The organism is Pseudomonas sp. TS_SC_3 (assembly GCF_056156225.1).
This window is the reverse complement of sequence record NZ_CM149586.1, coordinates 2,770,091-2,785,458: the sequence shown is the minus strand read 5'-3', so window position 1 is coordinate 2,785,458 and position 15,368 is coordinate 2,770,091. Positions and strand designations below refer to the sequence as shown.

Annotated in this window: 15 protein-coding genes; 4 read left to right on the top strand and 11 right to left on the bottom strand. The window is 61.3% G+C overall.

Annotated elements, in window-relative coordinates; all coding sequences use genetic code 11:
- Window positions 1-131: 131 nt before the first annotated feature.
- A complete protein-coding gene (locus AC0J6G_RS13360) occupies window positions 132-2,381 on the bottom strand; it encodes a TonB-dependent receptor domain-containing protein (RefSeq protein ID WP_475248450.1) in 2,250 nt (749 codons plus the stop codon).
- A gap of 220 nt (window positions 2,382-2,601) precedes the next feature.
- On the opposite strand from AC0J6G_RS13360, the gene AC0J6G_RS13355 reads away from it, so the two are divergent.
- Genes AC0J6G_RS13355 through AC0J6G_RS13345 form a run of 3 tightly spaced genes read left to right on the top strand, consistent with a single transcriptional unit; the run spans window position 2,602 to window position 4,918 of the window.
- The gene (locus tag AC0J6G_RS13355) at window positions 2,602-3,345 is read left to right on the top strand and encodes a 5-oxoprolinase subunit PxpA (RefSeq protein WP_475248448.1); all 744 of its coding nucleotides are present in this window, start codon (window positions 2,602-2,604) and stop codon (window positions 3,343-3,345) included.
- Window positions 3,342-4,019: a 5-oxoprolinase subunit PxpB gene (gene pxpB / locus AC0J6G_RS13350; protein WP_475248446.1), complete on the top strand. Its 678-nt coding sequence runs from the start codon at window positions 3,342-3,344 to the stop codon at window positions 4,017-4,019. The genes AC0J6G_RS13355 and pxpB overlap by 4 nt, the downstream gene beginning before the upstream one ends.
- Complete coding sequence (locus AC0J6G_RS13345) at window positions 4,016-4,918, top strand: 5-oxoprolinase subunit C family protein (RefSeq protein WP_475248444.1); 903 nt, start codon at window positions 4,016-4,018, stop codon at window positions 4,916-4,918. The genes pxpB and AC0J6G_RS13345 overlap by 4 nt, the downstream gene beginning before the upstream one ends.
- Here AC0J6G_RS13345 and lnt read toward each other — a convergent pair.
- From lnt to miaB, 5 genes are all read right to left on the bottom strand, one after another.
- A complete protein-coding gene (gene lnt / locus AC0J6G_RS13340) occupies window positions 4,915-6,435 on the bottom strand; it encodes an apolipoprotein N-acyltransferase (protein ID WP_475248442.1) in 1,521 nt (506 codons plus the stop codon). The two genes, AC0J6G_RS13345 and lnt, sit on opposite strands and share 4 nt — an antisense overlap.
- Window positions 6,436-6,536: 101 nt before the next feature.
- On the bottom strand, window positions 6,537-7,376 hold the full coding sequence (locus tag AC0J6G_RS13335; protein WP_339523009.1) for an HlyC/CorC family transporter: 840 nt from the start codon (window positions 7,374-7,376) through the stop codon (window positions 6,537-6,539).
- 41 nt (window positions 7,377-7,417) lie between these two features.
- A complete protein-coding gene (ybeY, locus tag AC0J6G_RS13330; protein ID WP_475248440.1) occupies window positions 7,418-7,876 on the bottom strand; it encodes an rRNA maturation RNase YbeY in 459 nt (152 codons plus the stop codon).
- Window positions 7,869-8,867 carry a PhoH family protein gene (locus AC0J6G_RS13325; protein WP_475248438.1) on the bottom strand — a complete coding sequence of 333 codons (999 nt, stop codon included), beginning with the start codon at window positions 8,865-8,867 and terminating at the stop codon, window positions 7,869-7,871. Before AC0J6G_RS13325 ends, ybeY begins: the two co-directional genes overlap by 8 nt.
- 249 nt (window positions 8,868-9,116) lie before the next feature.
- On the bottom strand, window positions 9,117-10,460 hold the full coding sequence (gene miaB, locus AC0J6G_RS13320; protein ID WP_475248436.1) for a tRNA (N6-isopentenyl adenosine(37)-C2)-methylthiotransferase MiaB: 1,344 nt from the start codon (window positions 10,458-10,460) through the stop codon (window positions 9,117-9,119).
- 135 nt (window positions 10,461-10,595) lie between these two features.
- On the opposite strand from miaB, the gene AC0J6G_RS13315 reads away from it, so the two are divergent.
- Complete coding sequence (locus AC0J6G_RS13315) at window positions 10,596-10,919, top strand: DUF1820 family protein (protein ID WP_090249225.1); 324 nt, start codon at window positions 10,596-10,598, stop codon at window positions 10,917-10,919.
- A 106-nt stretch (window positions 10,920-11,025) separates the two neighbouring features.
- On the opposite strand, the gene AC0J6G_RS13310 is transcribed toward AC0J6G_RS13315, so the two are convergent.
- From AC0J6G_RS13310 to AC0J6G_RS13290, 5 genes are all read right to left on the bottom strand, one after another.
- Window positions 11,026-11,577: a tetratricopeptide repeat protein gene (locus AC0J6G_RS13310; RefSeq protein ID WP_475248434.1), complete on the bottom strand. Its 552-nt coding sequence runs from the start codon at window positions 11,575-11,577 to the stop codon at window positions 11,026-11,028.
- Between the two features lie 91 nt (window positions 11,578-11,668).
- Window positions 11,669-12,325 carry a DUF6962 family protein gene (locus AC0J6G_RS13305; RefSeq protein WP_475248432.1) on the bottom strand — a complete coding sequence of 219 codons (657 nt, stop codon included), beginning with the start codon at window positions 12,323-12,325 and terminating at the stop codon, window positions 11,669-11,671.
- Window positions 12,325-13,614, bottom strand: a complete 1,290-nt coding sequence (gene hemL, locus AC0J6G_RS13300) for a glutamate-1-semialdehyde 2,1-aminomutase (RefSeq protein WP_475248430.1) — start codon at window positions 13,612-13,614, stop codon at window positions 12,325-12,327. Before hemL ends, AC0J6G_RS13305 begins: the two co-directional genes overlap by 1 nt.
- A gap of 130 nt (window positions 13,615-13,744) precedes the next feature.
- Window positions 13,745-14,371: a thiamine phosphate synthase gene (thiE, locus tag AC0J6G_RS13295; RefSeq protein WP_475248429.1), complete on the bottom strand. Its 627-nt coding sequence runs from the start codon at window positions 14,369-14,371 to the stop codon at window positions 13,745-13,747.
- Window positions 14,372-14,396: 25 nt separating this feature from the next.
- Complete coding sequence (locus tag AC0J6G_RS13290; protein ID WP_475248427.1) at window positions 14,397-15,191, bottom strand: hydroxymethylpyrimidine/phosphomethylpyrimidine kinase; 795 nt, start codon at window positions 15,189-15,191, stop codon at window positions 14,397-14,399.
- Window positions 15,192-15,368: the final 177 nt, after the last annotated feature.

Here is a 15,368-nt window from a genome sequence, read left to right as displayed (position 1 = left end):
TTTGAGGTTGAATACTAATAATTTACCAATAACATACATTCGCGTCTTTGCTGCTCGATCCCTCAGCCCTTATGCAAAAGCCCGTCAGCCGGTAAAGGCTGCGGGCTTTGGTTTAGGCGAGGGGTATCGGCTTAGAAGGTGAGGTTGGCCGACAGCCAGAGGCGGCGGCCTTCTTCCAGAACGCCTGTAGTCGCTGCGCCGCTATGGATATAGTCGGTACCATAAGCCGTACCATCGGGGCGGCCTCCGGCGCTTGTGAGCACTCCAGAGTTGTTGTAGCGCGGCTGAGAGTAGGTGGTATAGGCCTTACCATTGACGAAGTCTTTATCAAGCAGGTTGTAGATGCTGGCGTTAAGCGTCAGGTTTTCCGTGGCCTTGAACGAGCCGCCTAGGTGGAACAGGGTGTAGGCCTTAGTGTTCTTGCCCAGGGTGTCGTAGATCGACTGGTTAGTTGAGTAGCTGTCGTCGGTGTTGACTAGGTTCTCGTAGCTGGATGTAAAGCGCGCGCGCTCGCCGCGGTACTCGCTTTTCAACCACAGGTTGAGGCGGTCGGTGGTCTGCCAGCTGAGCTTAGCGTTGGCCAGGTGCTCGGGCGTGTTGGTTAGCGGCTCACCTTTGTTGCCACCGCTCTTCTGTTCGCTATCGGTGTAGGTGTAGTTACCACTTAAGGTCCAGGCGGGGGCGAACTCCCAGCTGGCGGCCAATTCGAGGCCTTGGGTGACGGCTTCATCAATGTTTACTTGCTGTGAATAGCTGCCGTCCGGAATACCTGGGCGACCACTGATCTGTATGGCGTCGCCACTGGAGATTTTGTCTTTGAACTTGTTGTGGAACAGGGTGGCGTTGGCATTGAAACCGGCCAAATTATCGAAGTAAACGCCGAATTCTGTGCTGGTGGTGGTTTCTGGTTCCAACGATGGATTGCCGATGGTAACCACTCGACCTTGGCTGGTAACGCCATTTACCCCGCTATACAGATCGTTCAGATCAGGGGTGCGATAGCCACGGCTAACGCCACCTTTTAGTGTCCAGTTATCGGTAGTGTTCCACACTAGGTATGCACGCGGGCTGATATGTCCGCCGAAGCTCTCGTGATCGTCGTAACGAGCGCCCAGTGTCAGAGCAAGATCGTTACGCAGACGCCATTCGTCTTCGGCGAAAACCGCCCAAGTCTTTTGCTCAAAGGTAGTTTGGGCTATGCCATCGGTCATTTCGGCATCCCACCATTGCCCGCCAATGGTGCCTATGTGGGACTCGCCGATAGGTGCAGTCAGCTTAGTGTCGAATACCAAATTGGTGGTTTCCAAGTCACGGGCATCACCGCCGATAGCGCCAGGGACTACTGTGGGGGTTCCGATAGTACCTGGGATTGTGCGGCCGATTGTCTCGGTGGTGTTATGCATCAAGCTTGATTCAAGTGTGCCGAAGCCCAAGCGTGCAGTATGAGTTAGAGCAATTTGCTCGCGCTCAAAGCGCAGTTCGTCCGCATAGCCGTTAGCTCTCGTTTTGTCTGTATCGGTACAGCCCTGATTCAGCCCGTCGAGGGTGCCCAGTTGGCATTCGTCGTTGTTGTACGCTTGACGGCCGCGTTCCACATCTAGGCCAAAGTCGTGACTTTCGTGCGGTGTCAGGCTCAGGCGCGCGCCCAAGGTGTTGTTGCCACCATCGACGGGTGATGGGCCGCGCTTGCTGACCTCAATGCCGTCGCCGTAGCTCAGGTCCGACTCGTTACGGTCAAACAGGCTGCCGCGTACTTGCAGGCCGAGCAGGCCGTCGATTAGCGGGCCGCTGGCGTAGATGCTGGTGTTGCGGGTGTCGCCGAAATCGCGGTTTTCTTGGTAGGTGTAATCCTGGGTCAGCGAGCCGGTCCATTCTTTGGCCACCTTGCGGGTGATGATGTTTATCACCCCGCCCATTGCATCGGAGCCATAAAGAGTGGACATCGGACCACGGATGACCTCAATGCGCTCAATCGCCGATAGCGGAGGCATAAAGCTGGTGGAGGTTTCGCCGAAGCCGTTGGGGGTGACGTTACCGGCGGCATTCTGCCGACGACCGTCAATCAAAATCAGTGTGTACTGGCTTGGCATGCCGCGAATGCTGATATTCAGGCCGCCGGTTTTGCCGGTTCCCTGACCAATATCGATGCCTTCCACGTCGCCCAGTGCCTGTGCCAGGTTGTTGTAACGCTTCTGCTGCAGGTCCTCGCGGCTGATAACGCTGATGCTGGCCGGCGCGTCGGTAATTTTCTGTTCAAAGCCCGATGCTGAAACCACCACATCGCTCAAGGTCAAAGGCTCATTGGCGTGGGCGCTGGTTGCCAGGGTGGAGGCCAGCGCGATGGCGCTGGCCAGGGCGGTGCGAGAACAGGCGGGAAGCATCGAAAACTCCAAGTGTGAATTCATGTTGTTGGTTAATTTTAATCAGAAGTAAAAGCATATGATAAATAGTTTCATTTGTGCATGTTTCAAGTTGTTTCATGCGCATTCAGGCCGTGAGGGCCAAGCGTGCCGCTTCCAAGGGCTGATGGTGGCTGCTAAGCGGGGCTTGAGTTATGGGGCAGGCTTCCCGCCATGCCGTTAGCGTTCTAAGCTGGCGCGCATGAAAACAATTCTGCTGAACTGCGACATGGGTGAAAGCTTCGGCGTGTGGCGCATGGGCGATGACGTGCATGCGATGCCGCTGATTGATCAGGCCAACCTGGCCTGTGGCTTTCATGCGTCCGACCCGCTGACCATGCAGCGCACCGTCGCCCTGGCGGTGCAGCATGGGGTGAGCATTGGTGCGCACCCGGCCTATCCGGATTTGCTCGGTTTTGGCCGGCGGCATATCGCCTGCTCGCCGGAGGAGGTCACCGCTCTGGTGCTGTATCAGCTCGGCGCGCTGGATGCTTTCTGCCGCGCGGCCGGCACCCAGTTGGCCTACGTCAAACCGCATGGCGCGTTGTACAACGACCTGGTGCGTGACGATGCGCTGTTCAACGCGGTGCTTGAGGCCTGCGCCAGTTACCGTAAGGGTTTGCCGCTGATGGTGCTGGCGCTGGCCGACAACAGCCGCGAGCTGCGCCTGGCTGATGCTGCGGATGTGCCGTTGATGTTCGAGGCCTTTGCCGACCGTGCTTACCTGGCCGATGGTCAGTTGGCGCCAAGGCGTTTGAGCGGCGCGGTGCACCATGATCCGCAGCGGATTTTCCAGCAGGCCCTGGCGATTGCCCGCGGTGAGCCGTTTGCCGATATCGATGGCAAACCGCTGCAGTTGCGCGCCGACAGCCTGTGCGTGCATGGCGATAACGCCGACTCCCTGGCCGTGCTGCGGCGTTTGCGGGCCAGCCTGGACGCTCTATGATCCGCCTCGAACCGGCCGGTGCCGAAGCGCTGCTGCTGGTGCTGGCCGAGCAGCCGGATGCGCAGCTGCCGCAGCGTATCGCCTTGCTGGCCGAGCGTATTCGTGGCGAGCTGGGTGAGGTGCTGACCGATCTGGTACCGGGCTGGACCAGCCTGCTGCTGCACTACGACCTGATGCGCACGGATCACCTGGAACTGGCCGAGCGGCTCAAGCCGCTGCTGGAGCGCTGGCTGGCCGAGCCCTTTGTCGCACAGGCCGGGCGGCTGCATGAAATCCCTATCTTGTATAACGGTGAAGACCTCGCCGAGGTCGCGCGACTGTGTCAGCTGAGCAGCGCTCAGGTGATCGAACTGCATGCCGCGAGCGAGTACCGCGTTGGCGCGATTGGTTTTGCTCCGGGCTTTGCCTACCTCGGTGAGCTGGACGCGCGCCTGGCCTTGCCGCGCCGCGCTACCCCGCGCATTGCCGTACCGGCCGGTAGCCTGGCGATTGCCGAGCGGCAAACGGCGATCTATCCACACAGCTCGCCCGGCGGCTGGCACCTGATCGGCCGTTGCCCCTGGTCGCTGTTCGACGCCGCGCGAACGCCGCCATGCCCGCTGGCGCTGGGTGATCAGGTGCGTTTTCGCAGCATCGATGAGCGCGACTTTATCCGCGAAGGTGGTCAGTTATGAGCGGCCTGCGGGTGCTCAAACCAGGGCCGCAAAGCCTGTTGCAGGATGCCGGGCGACAGGGCTGGCAACATCTTGGCGTATCGCCGGCCGGACCGCTGGATTGGCATGGCGCGGCCTGGGCCAATCATCTGCTGAACAATCCCTGGGGCACGTCGCTGCTGGAAATCGCCCTAGGCGGCGTCGAGTTGCAGGCCGAAGTCGACACCTGGGTGGCGGTTTGCGGCGCCCAAGTGCCGCTGAGTGTGGATGATCAGCCGCAGCCCTTGTGGACGCGCCTGCCGCTGCGCAAAGGGCAGCTGCTGCGTCTGGGCTTTGCCCGCAGTGGCCAGCGCGCCTACCTGGCGGTGGCGGGCGGTTTTATTGCAGCGCCGGTGCTGGGTAGCGTCAGCGTGCAGCTGCGCGAAGGGCTGGGGCAGGCGGTGCAGGCGGGGGATCTGCTGGCTTGTCGGCCGGCGCATTTCACCCGCAGCGTCAGCGTGCCTTGGCCCTATCTGCCGGATTACGCCTGCAAACCCTTGCTGCGGGTGATTACCGGCGGCGATGCGGCGAGTTTCGAGGAAGACCAGTTGCAGGGCTTTTTCGCCCAGACCTGGCAGCTCAGCCCGCACTCCGACCGCATGGGCGCGCGGCTGCTCGGCGAGGCCTTGCAGCCGCCCGTACGGCAGTGGTCATTGGGGGTGGGTCGTGGTGCGATTCAGGTGCCGCCGGATGGTCAGCCGATCATCCTGCAGGCCGACCACCAGAGCATGGGCGGTTACCCGCTGCTCGGTTGGCTGCATCCGCTCGATCAGTGGCGCCTGGCGCAATGCCCGGCGCACCATCCGCTGCGCTTCACCCCGGTCAGCATTGGCGACGCGCAGGCTGAGCTGCGCGAGTTCTACCGCTTCTTTCGCCGTTAAAGCGTTTTGGCCATACGGCCGGCCAGCAACGCCCAGACAAATAACAGCAGGCAGATAATCAGCATGGGCCAACCACGCCACTGCAGATAAGGCGTTAGCCCCTGCATCGGTTGCACCTGGCCATAGAGCACTGCCTGTTCGAACTGCGGCAGTTGTGTGGTGATCTGGCCTTGCGGGTTGATCAGCGCGGTGACGCCGTTGTTGGTCGCGCGGATCATCCAGCGGCCGGCTTCCAGCGCGCGCATCTGCGCCATCTGCAGGTGTTGCAGCGGGCCGATTGAGCGGCCAAACCAGGTGTCGTTGCTGATGGTCAGCAGCAGGTCGCTCTGCGCCGCCAGACCGGCGGAAAACTCCGGGTAGACCACTTCGTAGCAGATAAACGCGGCAATCGAATGGCCCTTGGCCTGCAGCAGGCTCTGCTCGGCGGAGCCGCGGGCGAAGTCGGACATCGGCAGGTCGAAGAAGGCGATCAGCCCGCGCAGCACTTCCTGCAGCGGCACGTATTCACCAAACGGCACCAGCTTCTGCTTGAGGTAATCGCCGCTGCCCTGGCCGACCACGCTGATGCCGTTGTAGTAGCGCTGCTCGCCGCGCTCGTTGCTTTGGCGAATTGGCACGCCGGTAATCAGCGCGGCATTTCGCTCATTGGCGAAGCGATTGATCATGCCCAGGTAGCCCTGAGCGCGGTCCTTGAGCACCGGAATGGCGGTTTCCGGCCAGACGATCAGGTCGGTCGGCTTGGCGCTGAAGGTCATGTCGCGGTACAGCGCGAGCTGCGCGTTGAGCTGCTCGGGGTCCCACTTCATGTTCTGTTCGATATTGCCCTGCATGGCCGACACGCTCAGCGGTTCGCCCAGCGGCTGGGTCCAGGCGTGGTTCTTGAGAGCGAGGCCGGCGATCCACGGGGCGATTAACAGCACAACGCCGATGGCGAGAAACGCCTTGCGCGTGCGCAGTTGCGCCAGATTGACCAACAGTGCGGCGCTTAGCGCCAAGGCAAAGGACAGCAGCCACACGCCGCCCACCGGGGCCAGCCCGGCCAGCGGACCATCCAGCTGGCTGTAACCGGCATACAGCCAGGGAAAACCGGTGAGAAACCAGCTGCGGAAGGCTTCCTGTGCCAGCCACAGGGCAGCGAAGGCCAAGGCATCGGCCAGCGGCGCTTCAACCCGGCGCAGCCAGCGCGTCCAGACCCAGGCACTAAGGGCGAACAGCAGGCCGAGGCCGCCGACAAACAGTAGGGTCAGAAATACCGCCAGGGGCGGCGAGGCTGCGCCGTAATCGTGGATGCTTACGTACACCCAGCTGGTGCCAGCGGCGAACAGGCCAAAGCCATAACTCCAGCCACGCAGCGCTGCCTGACGCGGCGTGAGGTCACGCAGGCCTAGGTAAAACAGGGCGATGGAGAGGATGGCCAGCGGCCACAGGTCATAAGGCGCCAGCGCCAGGGGCGTGATAGCGCCGGCCAACAGCGCGATCAGGTTGCCGGGCCAGCCAGGTCGGGTTATCCAGTGCATTGCATGCAGGTCCTTGGATTGAGGTGGCGCAAGGGTAAAGCGGGAGGGCAGAAGGGGGAAGTGTTGCGAACCGGCCACCCTTGGAGGTGGCCGGCTATGGGTCAGTTGCTAACCGGGCTCAGACGCAGCAGATGGATGCGGCGGCTGTCTGCGTTGAGTACGCGGAAGCGGAATTCGCCGATCTGGGTGACTTCATTGCGCTTGGGCAGGTGCCCGAAGGCGCTCATCACCAGGCCGCCGACGGTGTCGAATTCGTCATCGGAGAATTCGGTGTCGAAGGCTTCGTTGAAGCTTTCGATTGGGGTCAGCGCCTTGACCAGGAAATCGCCGGAGGGCAGCGGTTTGACGTAGCTGTCTTCTTCCACGTCGTGCTCGTCTTCGATATCGCCGACGATCTGCTCCAGCACGTCCTCGATGGTCACCAGGCCGGCAACGCCGCCGTATTCATCGATCACCACGGCCATGTGGTTGTGGTTGGCGCGGAACTCACGCAGCAGCACGTTAAGGCGCTTGGACTCGGGCACGAAGGTGGCCGGGCGCAGCAGGTCCTTGATATTGAAGTTGGGTTGTTCGCCCGAGAGGATCAGCGGCAGCAGATCCTTGGCCAGGAGGATGCCGATGACATCGTCGAGGCTCTCGCCCACCACCGGGTAGCGTGAGTGCGCGGCTTCGATGATCGAGGGCAGAAATTCCTTGGGCGTCTGGTTGGCCTTGATGCTCATCATCTGTGAGCGCGGCACCATAATGTCGCGAACCTGCAGGTCGGCGACCTGAATTGCACCTTCGACGATGGCCAGTGCTTCGCTGTCGAGCAGCTTGTTCTGATGCGCTTCGCGCAGCACTTCCAGCAATTCCTTGCGGTTTTTCGGCTCATGAGCAAAAGCCTGGGTCAGTCGGTTAAACCAGGACTTCTGCTCGTTGCTCGATCGGTCTTCGCTCATGGTGGTTACTCAGGAACCTTTTGTATTTTCGTTGAGGGGGATTATTCGTGGTCGGCGTAAGGGTCGGCGTGACCCAATTCGGCGAGCAATTCTCGTTCCAGCGCTTCCATCTCTTCGGCTTCCTCATCCTCGATGTGGTCGTAGCCGAGCAAATGTAGGCAGCCGTGGATCACCAGGTGCGCCCAATGCGCCTCGCTGGTTTTAGCTTGTTCCTGGGCTTCGCGCTCAACCACCGGCACGCAGATCACCAGGTCGCCCAAGAGCGGGATATCCAACATTTCGTCCGGCACATCGGCGGGGAAGGATAGTACGTTGGTGGCGTAATCCTTATGACGCCAGGTGTGATTGAGCTCGCGGGCCTCGGCTTCATCGACCAGGCGGATGGTCAGCTCGGAGTCGGCGGTGCGCTGGCGCAGGGCGATTTCGCACCAGGCGCGAAACTGCGCCTCGCTTGGCAGGGCGGCGGCGTCGCTGGCGATCTGTAGGTCAAGCTCAATCATGGCGCTGCGCCTTCGCGTCGAACGGTGCGTGGCTGGTTTCAAAGCGCTCGTAGGCTTCAACGATGCGCTGCACCAGTGGGTGGCGCACCACGTCTTTGGGGTTGAAGTGGGTAAAGCTGATGCCCGGCACGTCGCGCAATACTTCAATCACGTGGGTCAGGCCGCTTTTGGTGCCGCGCGGCAGGTCGATCTGGGTGATATCGCCGGTAATCACCGCCGTGGAGCCGAAACCAATCCGGGTAAGGAACATCTTCATCTGTTCCAGGGTGGTGTTCTGGCTTTCGTCGAGGATGATAAAGCTGTTGCTCAGCGTGCGGCCGCGCATATAGGCCAGTGGCGCTACTTCAATCACCTGTTTCTCGATCAGCTTGGCCACCTGCTCTACGCCGAGCATCTCGTACAGCGCGTCATATAGCGGGCGCAGGTAAGGGTCAATTTTCTGCGACAGGTCGCCGGGCAGGAAGCCCAGCTTTTCACCGGCTTCCACCGCTGGGCGCACCAGCAGGATGCGGCGAATCTGCTCACGCTCCAGGGCATCTACCGCGCAGGCCACCGCCAGGTAGGTTTTACCCGTACCGGCCGGGCCGATGCCGAAGTTGATGTCGTGATCGAGAATGGCTTTGACGTAGCGCTGCTGGTTGGCGCCGCGTGGGCGAATCATGCCCTTGCGGGTGCGCAGGGCGATGTTGGCTTCGACAACCGGGTTGCTCAGCTCTTCGACGCCAGACTCCTGTAGAAACAGGTGAACCATGTCGGGCGACAGCTCTGTGCTCTGGGTTTCGCGGTACAGGCGGCGCAGCACCTGCTCGGCAGCGGTGGTCTGGCCGGCACTGCCGACCAGTTCAAACTGGTTGCCGCGGTTGCGCAACTCAATGCCCAGGCGTGCCTCAATGAGGCGCAGGTGCTCATCAAGTTGGCCGCACAGGTTAGCGAAGCGGCGAGCCTCAAAGGGTTCAAGGATAAAGCGAAGTGGTTCTATGGGTGTGTTCAAGGTCGTGTGATGGCCGCCAGTCGGCTGGGGTAATGAAACGAAGAATAGCGCCAGCGGCTGCAAGGTGGAAGCACGCGCCGCTGGTGTATGTCGGACTTGACCGGCCGTAACCAAGGAAAGTCCGGGTATCGTCAGTTTTACTAGTCTTCCAAGGCCAATAGCGAGCTATTTCGCAAGCACATGCAGCAAAAGAGGCTGGCCCGGCCTTGGCGCAGTAGGGCCGTATTAAGCTCGACAAGCGCCTGAATTTTAGTGGGTTACCGCTTCACTCAGCAGCGTGCCGCGCAGCGAGTTGGGCATGGCTTCGTCGATATGCACATCAACGAACTGACCGATCAGGCGCGGGTTGTCACTGCGGAAGTTGACCACCCGGTTGCTTTCGGTGCGGCCTTGGAGCATGCCGGGGTCCTTCTTCGAGTAGTCGTTAACCAGAATGCGCTGCACAGTGCCTGCCATGCGCCGGCTGTTTTCGAAGCCTTGTTGGGTGATACGGTGCTGCAGCAAGGCCAGGCGTTGCTTCTTCAGTTCCATTGGGGTGTCGTCGGGCAGGTCGGCTGCCGGGGTGCCCGGGCGCGCGCTGTAGACGAAGGAGTAGCAGAAGTCGAAACCGACGTCCTCGACCAGCTTCATGGTCTGCTCGAAGTCTTTCTCGGTTTCCCCGGGGAAACCGACGATAAAGTCCGAACTGATCAGAATGTCCGGCACGGCCGCGCGCAGCTTGCGGATACGCGATTTGTATTCGAGTGCGGTGTGGTTGCGCTTCATGGCTGCCAGGATGCGGTCGGAGCCCGATTGCACCGGCAGGTGCAGGTATTTCACCAGCTCGGGAATCTCGGCGTGGGCCTGGATCAGTGCGTCGGAAAATTCCAGCGGATGGCTGGTGGTGTAGCGAATGCGATCGATGCCATCAATGGCAGCCACGGCGTACAGCAACTCGGCGAAATCAGCAATTTGCCCGCCCAGGGTCGCGCCACGGTAGCCGTTGACGTTCTGCCCCAGTAGGGTGACTTCACGCACGCCATGTTCGGCCAGGTGGATGATCTCACCCAGCACATCGGCCATGGGCCTGCTGACTTCTTCGCCGCGGGTGTAGGGCACCACGCAGAAGGTGCAGTATTTGCTGCAGCCTTCCATCACCGATACGTAAGCGCTAGGGCCGTCGACGCGGGGCTCGGGCAGGCGGTCGAATTTCTCGATTTCCGGGAAGCTGATGTCCACCTGAGCAACCTTGGTGGTGCGCGCGGCGTCGATCATTTCCGGCAGGCGGTGCAAGGTTTGCGGGCCAAAAACCACGTCAACGTAGGGCGCGCGACCAAGAATTGCCGCGCCTTCCTGGCTGGCGACGCAGCCGCCGACGCCGATTACCAGGTCTGGATTCTCCAGCTTCAGTTCACGCCAGCGGCCTAGCTGGGAAAACACCTTGTCCTGCGCCCGTTCACGGATCGAGCAGGTGTTGAGCAGGATGATGTCGGCATCGTCCGCATTATTGGTGATTTCCAGGGCTTGATGTTCGCCCAGTAGGTCGACCATGCGCGAGCTGTCGTACTCGTTCATCTGACAACCGTGGGTTTCGATATAAAGCTTTTTGGTCATGCGCACTCAACAAGGGTGATTCGACGAACCGCGCATTATAGAGGCCCACGCCTCGGGTTCCTAGCATTGGCTGCTCGGTGGCTATGCTATGATCCGCCCCCTTTAAATTAACCCATCGGTACGAACTGCATAGCCATGAGCAAGCGCGAACCCATCTACAAGGTGATTTTCCTCAACCAGGGTCAGGTGTACGAGATGTACGCCAAGCAGATCTTTCAAAGTGATCTGTGGGGCTTTCTGGAGGTGGAAGAGTTCGTCTTCGGCGAGCGCACCCAGGTGGTGGTCGACCCCAGCGAAGAAAAGCTCAAGGCGCAGTTTGACGGCGTGGTGCGCAGCTTTATCCCCATGCACGCGATTATCCGCATCGATGAAGTCGAACGCCTGGGTACACCGAAAATCAGTGAAGCCAAGGGCGGCGGCAATGTGATGCCGTTCCCCATGCCGATGCCGGATAAGTAAGCGTTTCGTACGGTAGTGGGCGTAGGGTGGATGTGGCGTTTACATCCACCACTGCTTGGCTGTAAGGGGATAGCTTCGCTTAGCCTGCGCGGCCCGCCTAGCGCCGCTACGGCAGCGGTGCGAACGGCGAGGTAAAGGTATCGGCGTTTTGCAACTCCAGCAGGTAGTTGCGGAAGATTTGCCCGAGTACCTGGCTGGCGATTTCCAGTTCGTTGCGTGGCATTTGCGCCGCGATCAGGTCGGCGCTGTCCATGGCTTCGTCCGAGCCATTTACGGCGGCCATTTTCAGCACGATATAAGCCTGTACGGCATTCGCCGGCACACCTTCACCGCGATAAAACATCATGCCCAAACGGTACTGCGAGGGTGCATGGCCTTGCAGCGACGCCTGCTCGAACCATCTCAGGGCTTGGCCCAAATCGCGTTCAACGCGCTTACCGTCGTAATAGAACTCGCCCAGCTCAAACTCAGCCTGCAGATCACCCTTGAGCGCCGCTTGTTCGCAGGCTTGCAGGGCGGCGGGCAGTTCTTCAGGGGCGGTGTTGAGGGAGCAGCTGCCAAGCGCTGGGATCAGCAAAGAGTTGCCGCTTGCCGAGGCGAGCAGTGGCAGCAGGAGCAACAGGCAGCCCAGAGACAGGGTGCGGCCGGTGCGTTTCATGAAAGTCCATTTACCTCAGATGCAAAACAGGCGATCAGGCTGGCCGCCAGGGCGCGGCGGCCGTCACATTATGAAATAAGCAATGAGGTTCTTACAAAGTCTTTACCGGGTTTTCTTCGCGCTTGCTGAGTTTTGCGCTGCCGGGCAGGTTCAGCAGCAGCCAGGCCAGCAGTGGATAAGCCGGCACCAGCAAGGCGTGGAACAGGTCAATGCGGCGCAGCGGGCCGATAACGCCCTCAGTGCCGACCGCCAGGCCGGCCAGTAAAAACAGCCCGACCACAGTGGTGGCGACCGCCAGGGGCATGCGCTTGGGCCACTGCACGGCGCCGGCATACATAATCAGCAGCAAGGTCGCCAGGTTGAGCAGCAGGCGGTAATCCTCCAGCTGGTTCATCTGCCGGAACAGTTCGAAGAAGGCGCACAGCCCGAGCAGGATGCGCCCCCAGTTCGCCCGGCTCCATTGCCAGCCACGGCCTAGGGCCAGGGCTGCGGCGCCGAGCAGCGGCAGGCCAAGAAAGCTGCTGGCTTGGCTTAGCCACAGGTGCGCAGCCTGCGCGCTGGGGTCGATACCAAAGCGAATCACCCCGGCGGCCGCCGCTGCAGCTGGCAAGAGAAACCCCAGCAGTGTGCAGAACAGCGCCGGCTGGTCGGCGTCACCATAGTGCTTGCGCGCCTTACCAACCACGATTGCGCAGGCCAGGCAGGCCAGTGCCAGAAGGCCGTCCGACAGTGCAGTGCTGTATTGCATTAGGCTTGCTTCAGCTCGGCGAAGGCGCGCTCGGCAGCGTCGAGGGTGATTTTCAACTCGGCATCACCGTGAGCGATGGAAGTGAAGCCCGCCTCGAAGGCGCTCGGCGCCAGGTAGACGCCGCCGTCCAGCATCAGGTGGAAGAAGCGCTTGAAGCGTTCGGCGTCGCTGGCCATCACATCCTCAAAGGTGACGATATCGTCGGCGCCGCTGAAATACAGACCGAACATGCCGCCGGCCTGGGTGGTGACGAATGGAATACCCGCCGCATCGGCGCGGTCTTGCAGGCCTTGCAGCATACGGCTGGTGTAGTCGGTCAGCTCGGCGTGGAAGCCTGGACGTTTGATCAGGCGCAGGGTGGTCAGGCCGGCGGCCATGGCCAGCGGATTACCTGAGAGGGTGCCGGCCTGGTAAACCGGGCCGAGCGGGGCGATGCAATGCATGATCTCGCGCTTGCCGCCGAAGCAGCCAACCGGCATGCCGCCGCCGATGATTTTGCCGAAGGTGGTCAAATCCGGAGTCACGCCGTAGTGCGCCTGAGCACCGCCGAGTGCAACGCGGAAACCGGTCATCACTTCATCGAAAATCAGCACCACGCCGTGTTTGTCGCACTGTTCACGCAGGCCCTGCAGGTAGCCCGGCGCAGGCGGCACGCAGTTCATATTGCCGGCCACTGGCTCGACGATGATGCAGGCGACGCTCGAACCGACTTCGCTGAGCATCTGCTCGACCGCCGCCAGGTCGTTGAACGGCAAGGTCAGGGTATGTTTGGCGAAGTCCGCCGGCACACCGGCCGAACTCGGCACGCCTTGTGTCAGTAGGCCGGAGCCGGCTTTCACCAGCAGGCTGTCGGAATGGCCGTGGTAGCAGCCTTCAAATTTGATGATGTTGTCGCGGCCGGTATAACCACGGGCCAGGCGGATGGCGCTCATGGTCGCTTCGGTGCCGGAGCTGACCATGCGCACCATTTCCATCGACGGCACGAGGCTGCACACCAAGTCAGCCATCTCGGTTTCCATGGCGGTCGGTGCGCCGTAGGACAGGCCGTGCTGCAGCTGGTTGCGCACTGCGTCGAGCACATCCGGGTGGCTGTGGCCGAGGATCATCGGGCCCCAGGAACCGACGTAATCCACATAGCGCTTGTCGTCTTCATCGGTGACGTAGGCGCCTTCGGCGTGTTTGAAAAACAGTGGCGTGCCGCCGACGCTTTTGAAGGCGCGCACCGGCGAATTAACGCCGCCGGGGATGTGTTTCTGGGCTGCAGTGAACAAGGTTTCGGAGCGGGACATATAAAAGCCTCTCAACTGTTGAAGCGGGGCGAGCTGGGTCGCCCCTCGAACAATTAGTGACGGCCTGCCACGGATGGCGGCCAGCATTCGGGCAGCGTGGCTGCGCGACGTTAAAAAGAGTGCAGCGCCATTATTTAGCCGCGAACAAGGCACTAAAGGCGCGGGCGCGTTGCTCGACTTCAGCCGCCGAGTCGGCGCCAAACAAGCCGTGCACCACCGCGACCATGCTGGCGCCATGGGCAATCAGTGCCGGTGCGGTGTCCAGGGTCACGCCGCCGATGGCGACAATCGGCAGGTTGATCTTGGCTTTCGCTGCGGCCAGCAGTTCGACGTTCGCGCTGGGTGCGCCCGGCTTGGTGGTGGAATTGAAGAAGCGGCCAAAGGCGACATAACTGGCACCTTCTTTGGCGGCGGCTTCGGCCAACTCCAGCTGAGCGTGACAGGTGCCGCCGATGATCGCTTGGCGCCCAAGCAAGGCGCGGGCGACGGACAGCGAGCCGTCGCTTTGCCCCAAGTGCAGGCCAACACCCAAGCGCGCGGCCAGCTCGGCGTCGTCATTGATGATTAACGCGGCGCCGTAACGGTTGCACAGCTCGCGCAGGGCCTCGGCCTCGCGCAGGCGGCGGGCCTCATCAATAGATTTATCGCGGTACTGCAGCAGCTTGGTGCCGCCTTTGAGTGCCGCCTCGACATACGGCAGCAGCTTGCCGGCGAGCAGTTGGCTGTCGGTGATGGCATACAGGCCACGCAGTTTCATCGGGTACTCCATCTGCTGCTTTCTATTAATAAGCATCCAGCGGCAAGCGACGCGGAATGTATTGGCCATGGCCCGGCTGTTCGGCGTCGCGCAGGGTGCGCCAGGTGTAATCAAGGGCAAACTGTACGGCGCTTACCAATTCCTGGCCCAGGGCTAGGCGGCCGGCCAGGGTGCTGGCCAGGGTGCAGCCAGAGCCATGGTAGCTGCCGGGTAAGCGCTGGCAGACAAAGGTGTGGCGGCTGCCGTCACGGCTGTACAGGCGGTTGTGCACTTCGTGCTCGTCGCCGTGGCCGCCGGTGATCAGCAGGTGCTGGATATACGGCAGCAGTTTCTCGGCACATTCATCGGCCGTGCCTTCGGGCAGCTCGGCGAGGATGCGGGCTTCTGGCAAGTTAGGTGTGGCAATGGTTGAGACGGCGAACAGGCGCTCGCGCATGGCGTAACCGACCTCATCCTTACCCAGTGCGCCGCCGCCGCCAGCACGCAGCACGGGGTCGCAGACCAGCGGAATGCCCGGCAGGCGCTGCATGATCTCCAGCACGGTTTCGACCATCTCAACCGAGCCGAGCATGCCCAGCTTGACGGCTTCAACCGGCAGGTCGTTGATCACCGCATTGGCCTGGGCCAGCACCCAGTCGCGGTCAAGCACGCGAAAGTCGGAAACATTGACGGTGTCCTGCACGGTCAGCGCGGTCACGGTTGGTGCGGCGTGACAGCCTTGGGCGAGCAGGGCTTCGATATCGGCTTGCAGGCCTGCACCACCACTTGGGTCATGACCAGACATGCACAGCACTACGGGGCGAGAAGTAGGCATTTTCATGGTGCGCGAGCTTACCACCAAACGGTTCAATGCAGCCCCCGAAACGCCAGCAAAGCTTACCTGATGGACGATCTGTCGCATGCCGGCGGAGCGAGTCCCGCTGAGCCAGCACCGCACGAAAAAGGCGAAGTCGTTGCGGTTTTCCTTGGGCTGGGGCGCAAATGCCTATGATAAAGT

Excerpts from the sequence above, each read along its gene's own strand:
- AC0J6G_RS13360 (WP_475248450.1), bottom strand. The coding sequence starts at position 2,381 with ATGCTTCCCGCCTGTTCTCGCACCGCCCTGGCCAGCGCCATCGCGCTG.
- AC0J6G_RS13355 (WP_475248448.1), top strand. The coding sequence starts at position 2,602 with ATGAAAACAATTCTGCTGAACTGCGACATGGGTGAAAGCTTCGGCGTG.
- pxpB (WP_475248446.1), top strand. The coding sequence starts at position 3,342 with ATGATCCGCCTCGAACCGGCCGGTGCCGAAGCGCTGCTGCTGGTGCTG.
- AC0J6G_RS13345 (WP_475248444.1), top strand. The coding sequence starts at position 4,016 with ATGAGCGGCCTGCGGGTGCTCAAACCAGGGCCGCAAAGCCTGTTGCAG.
- lnt (WP_475248442.1), bottom strand. The coding sequence starts at position 6,435 with ATGCACTGGATAACCCGACCTGGCTGGCCCGGCAACCTGATCGCGCTG.
- AC0J6G_RS13335 (WP_339523009.1), bottom strand. The coding sequence starts at position 7,376 with ATGAGCGAAGACCGATCGAGCAACGAGCAGAAGTCCTGGTTTAACCGA.
- ybeY (WP_475248440.1), bottom strand. The coding sequence starts at position 7,876 with ATGATTGAGCTTGACCTACAGATCGCCAGCGACGCCGCCGCCCTGCCA.
- miaB (WP_475248436.1), bottom strand. The coding sequence starts at position 10,460 with ATGACCAAAAAGCTTTATATCGAAACCCACGGTTGTCAGATGAACGAG.
- AC0J6G_RS13315 (WP_090249225.1), top strand. The coding sequence starts at position 10,596 with ATGAGCAAGCGCGAACCCATCTACAAGGTGATTTTCCTCAACCAGGGT.
- AC0J6G_RS13310 (WP_475248434.1), bottom strand. The coding sequence starts at position 11,577 with ATGAAACGCACCGGCCGCACCCTGTCTCTGGGCTGCCTGTTGCTCCTG.
- AC0J6G_RS13305 (WP_475248432.1), bottom strand. The coding sequence starts at position 12,325 with ATGCAATACAGCACTGCACTGTCGGACGGCCTTCTGGCACTGGCCTGC.
- hemL (WP_475248430.1), bottom strand. The coding sequence starts at position 13,614 with ATGTCCCGCTCCGAAACCTTGTTCACTGCAGCCCAGAAACACATCCCC.
- thiE (WP_475248429.1), bottom strand. The coding sequence starts at position 14,371 with ATGAAACTGCGTGGCCTGTATGCCATCACCGACAGCCAACTGCTCGCC.
- AC0J6G_RS13290 (WP_475248427.1), bottom strand. The coding sequence starts at position 15,191 with ATGAAAATGCCTACTTCTCGCCCCGTAGTGCTGTGCATGTCTGGTCAT.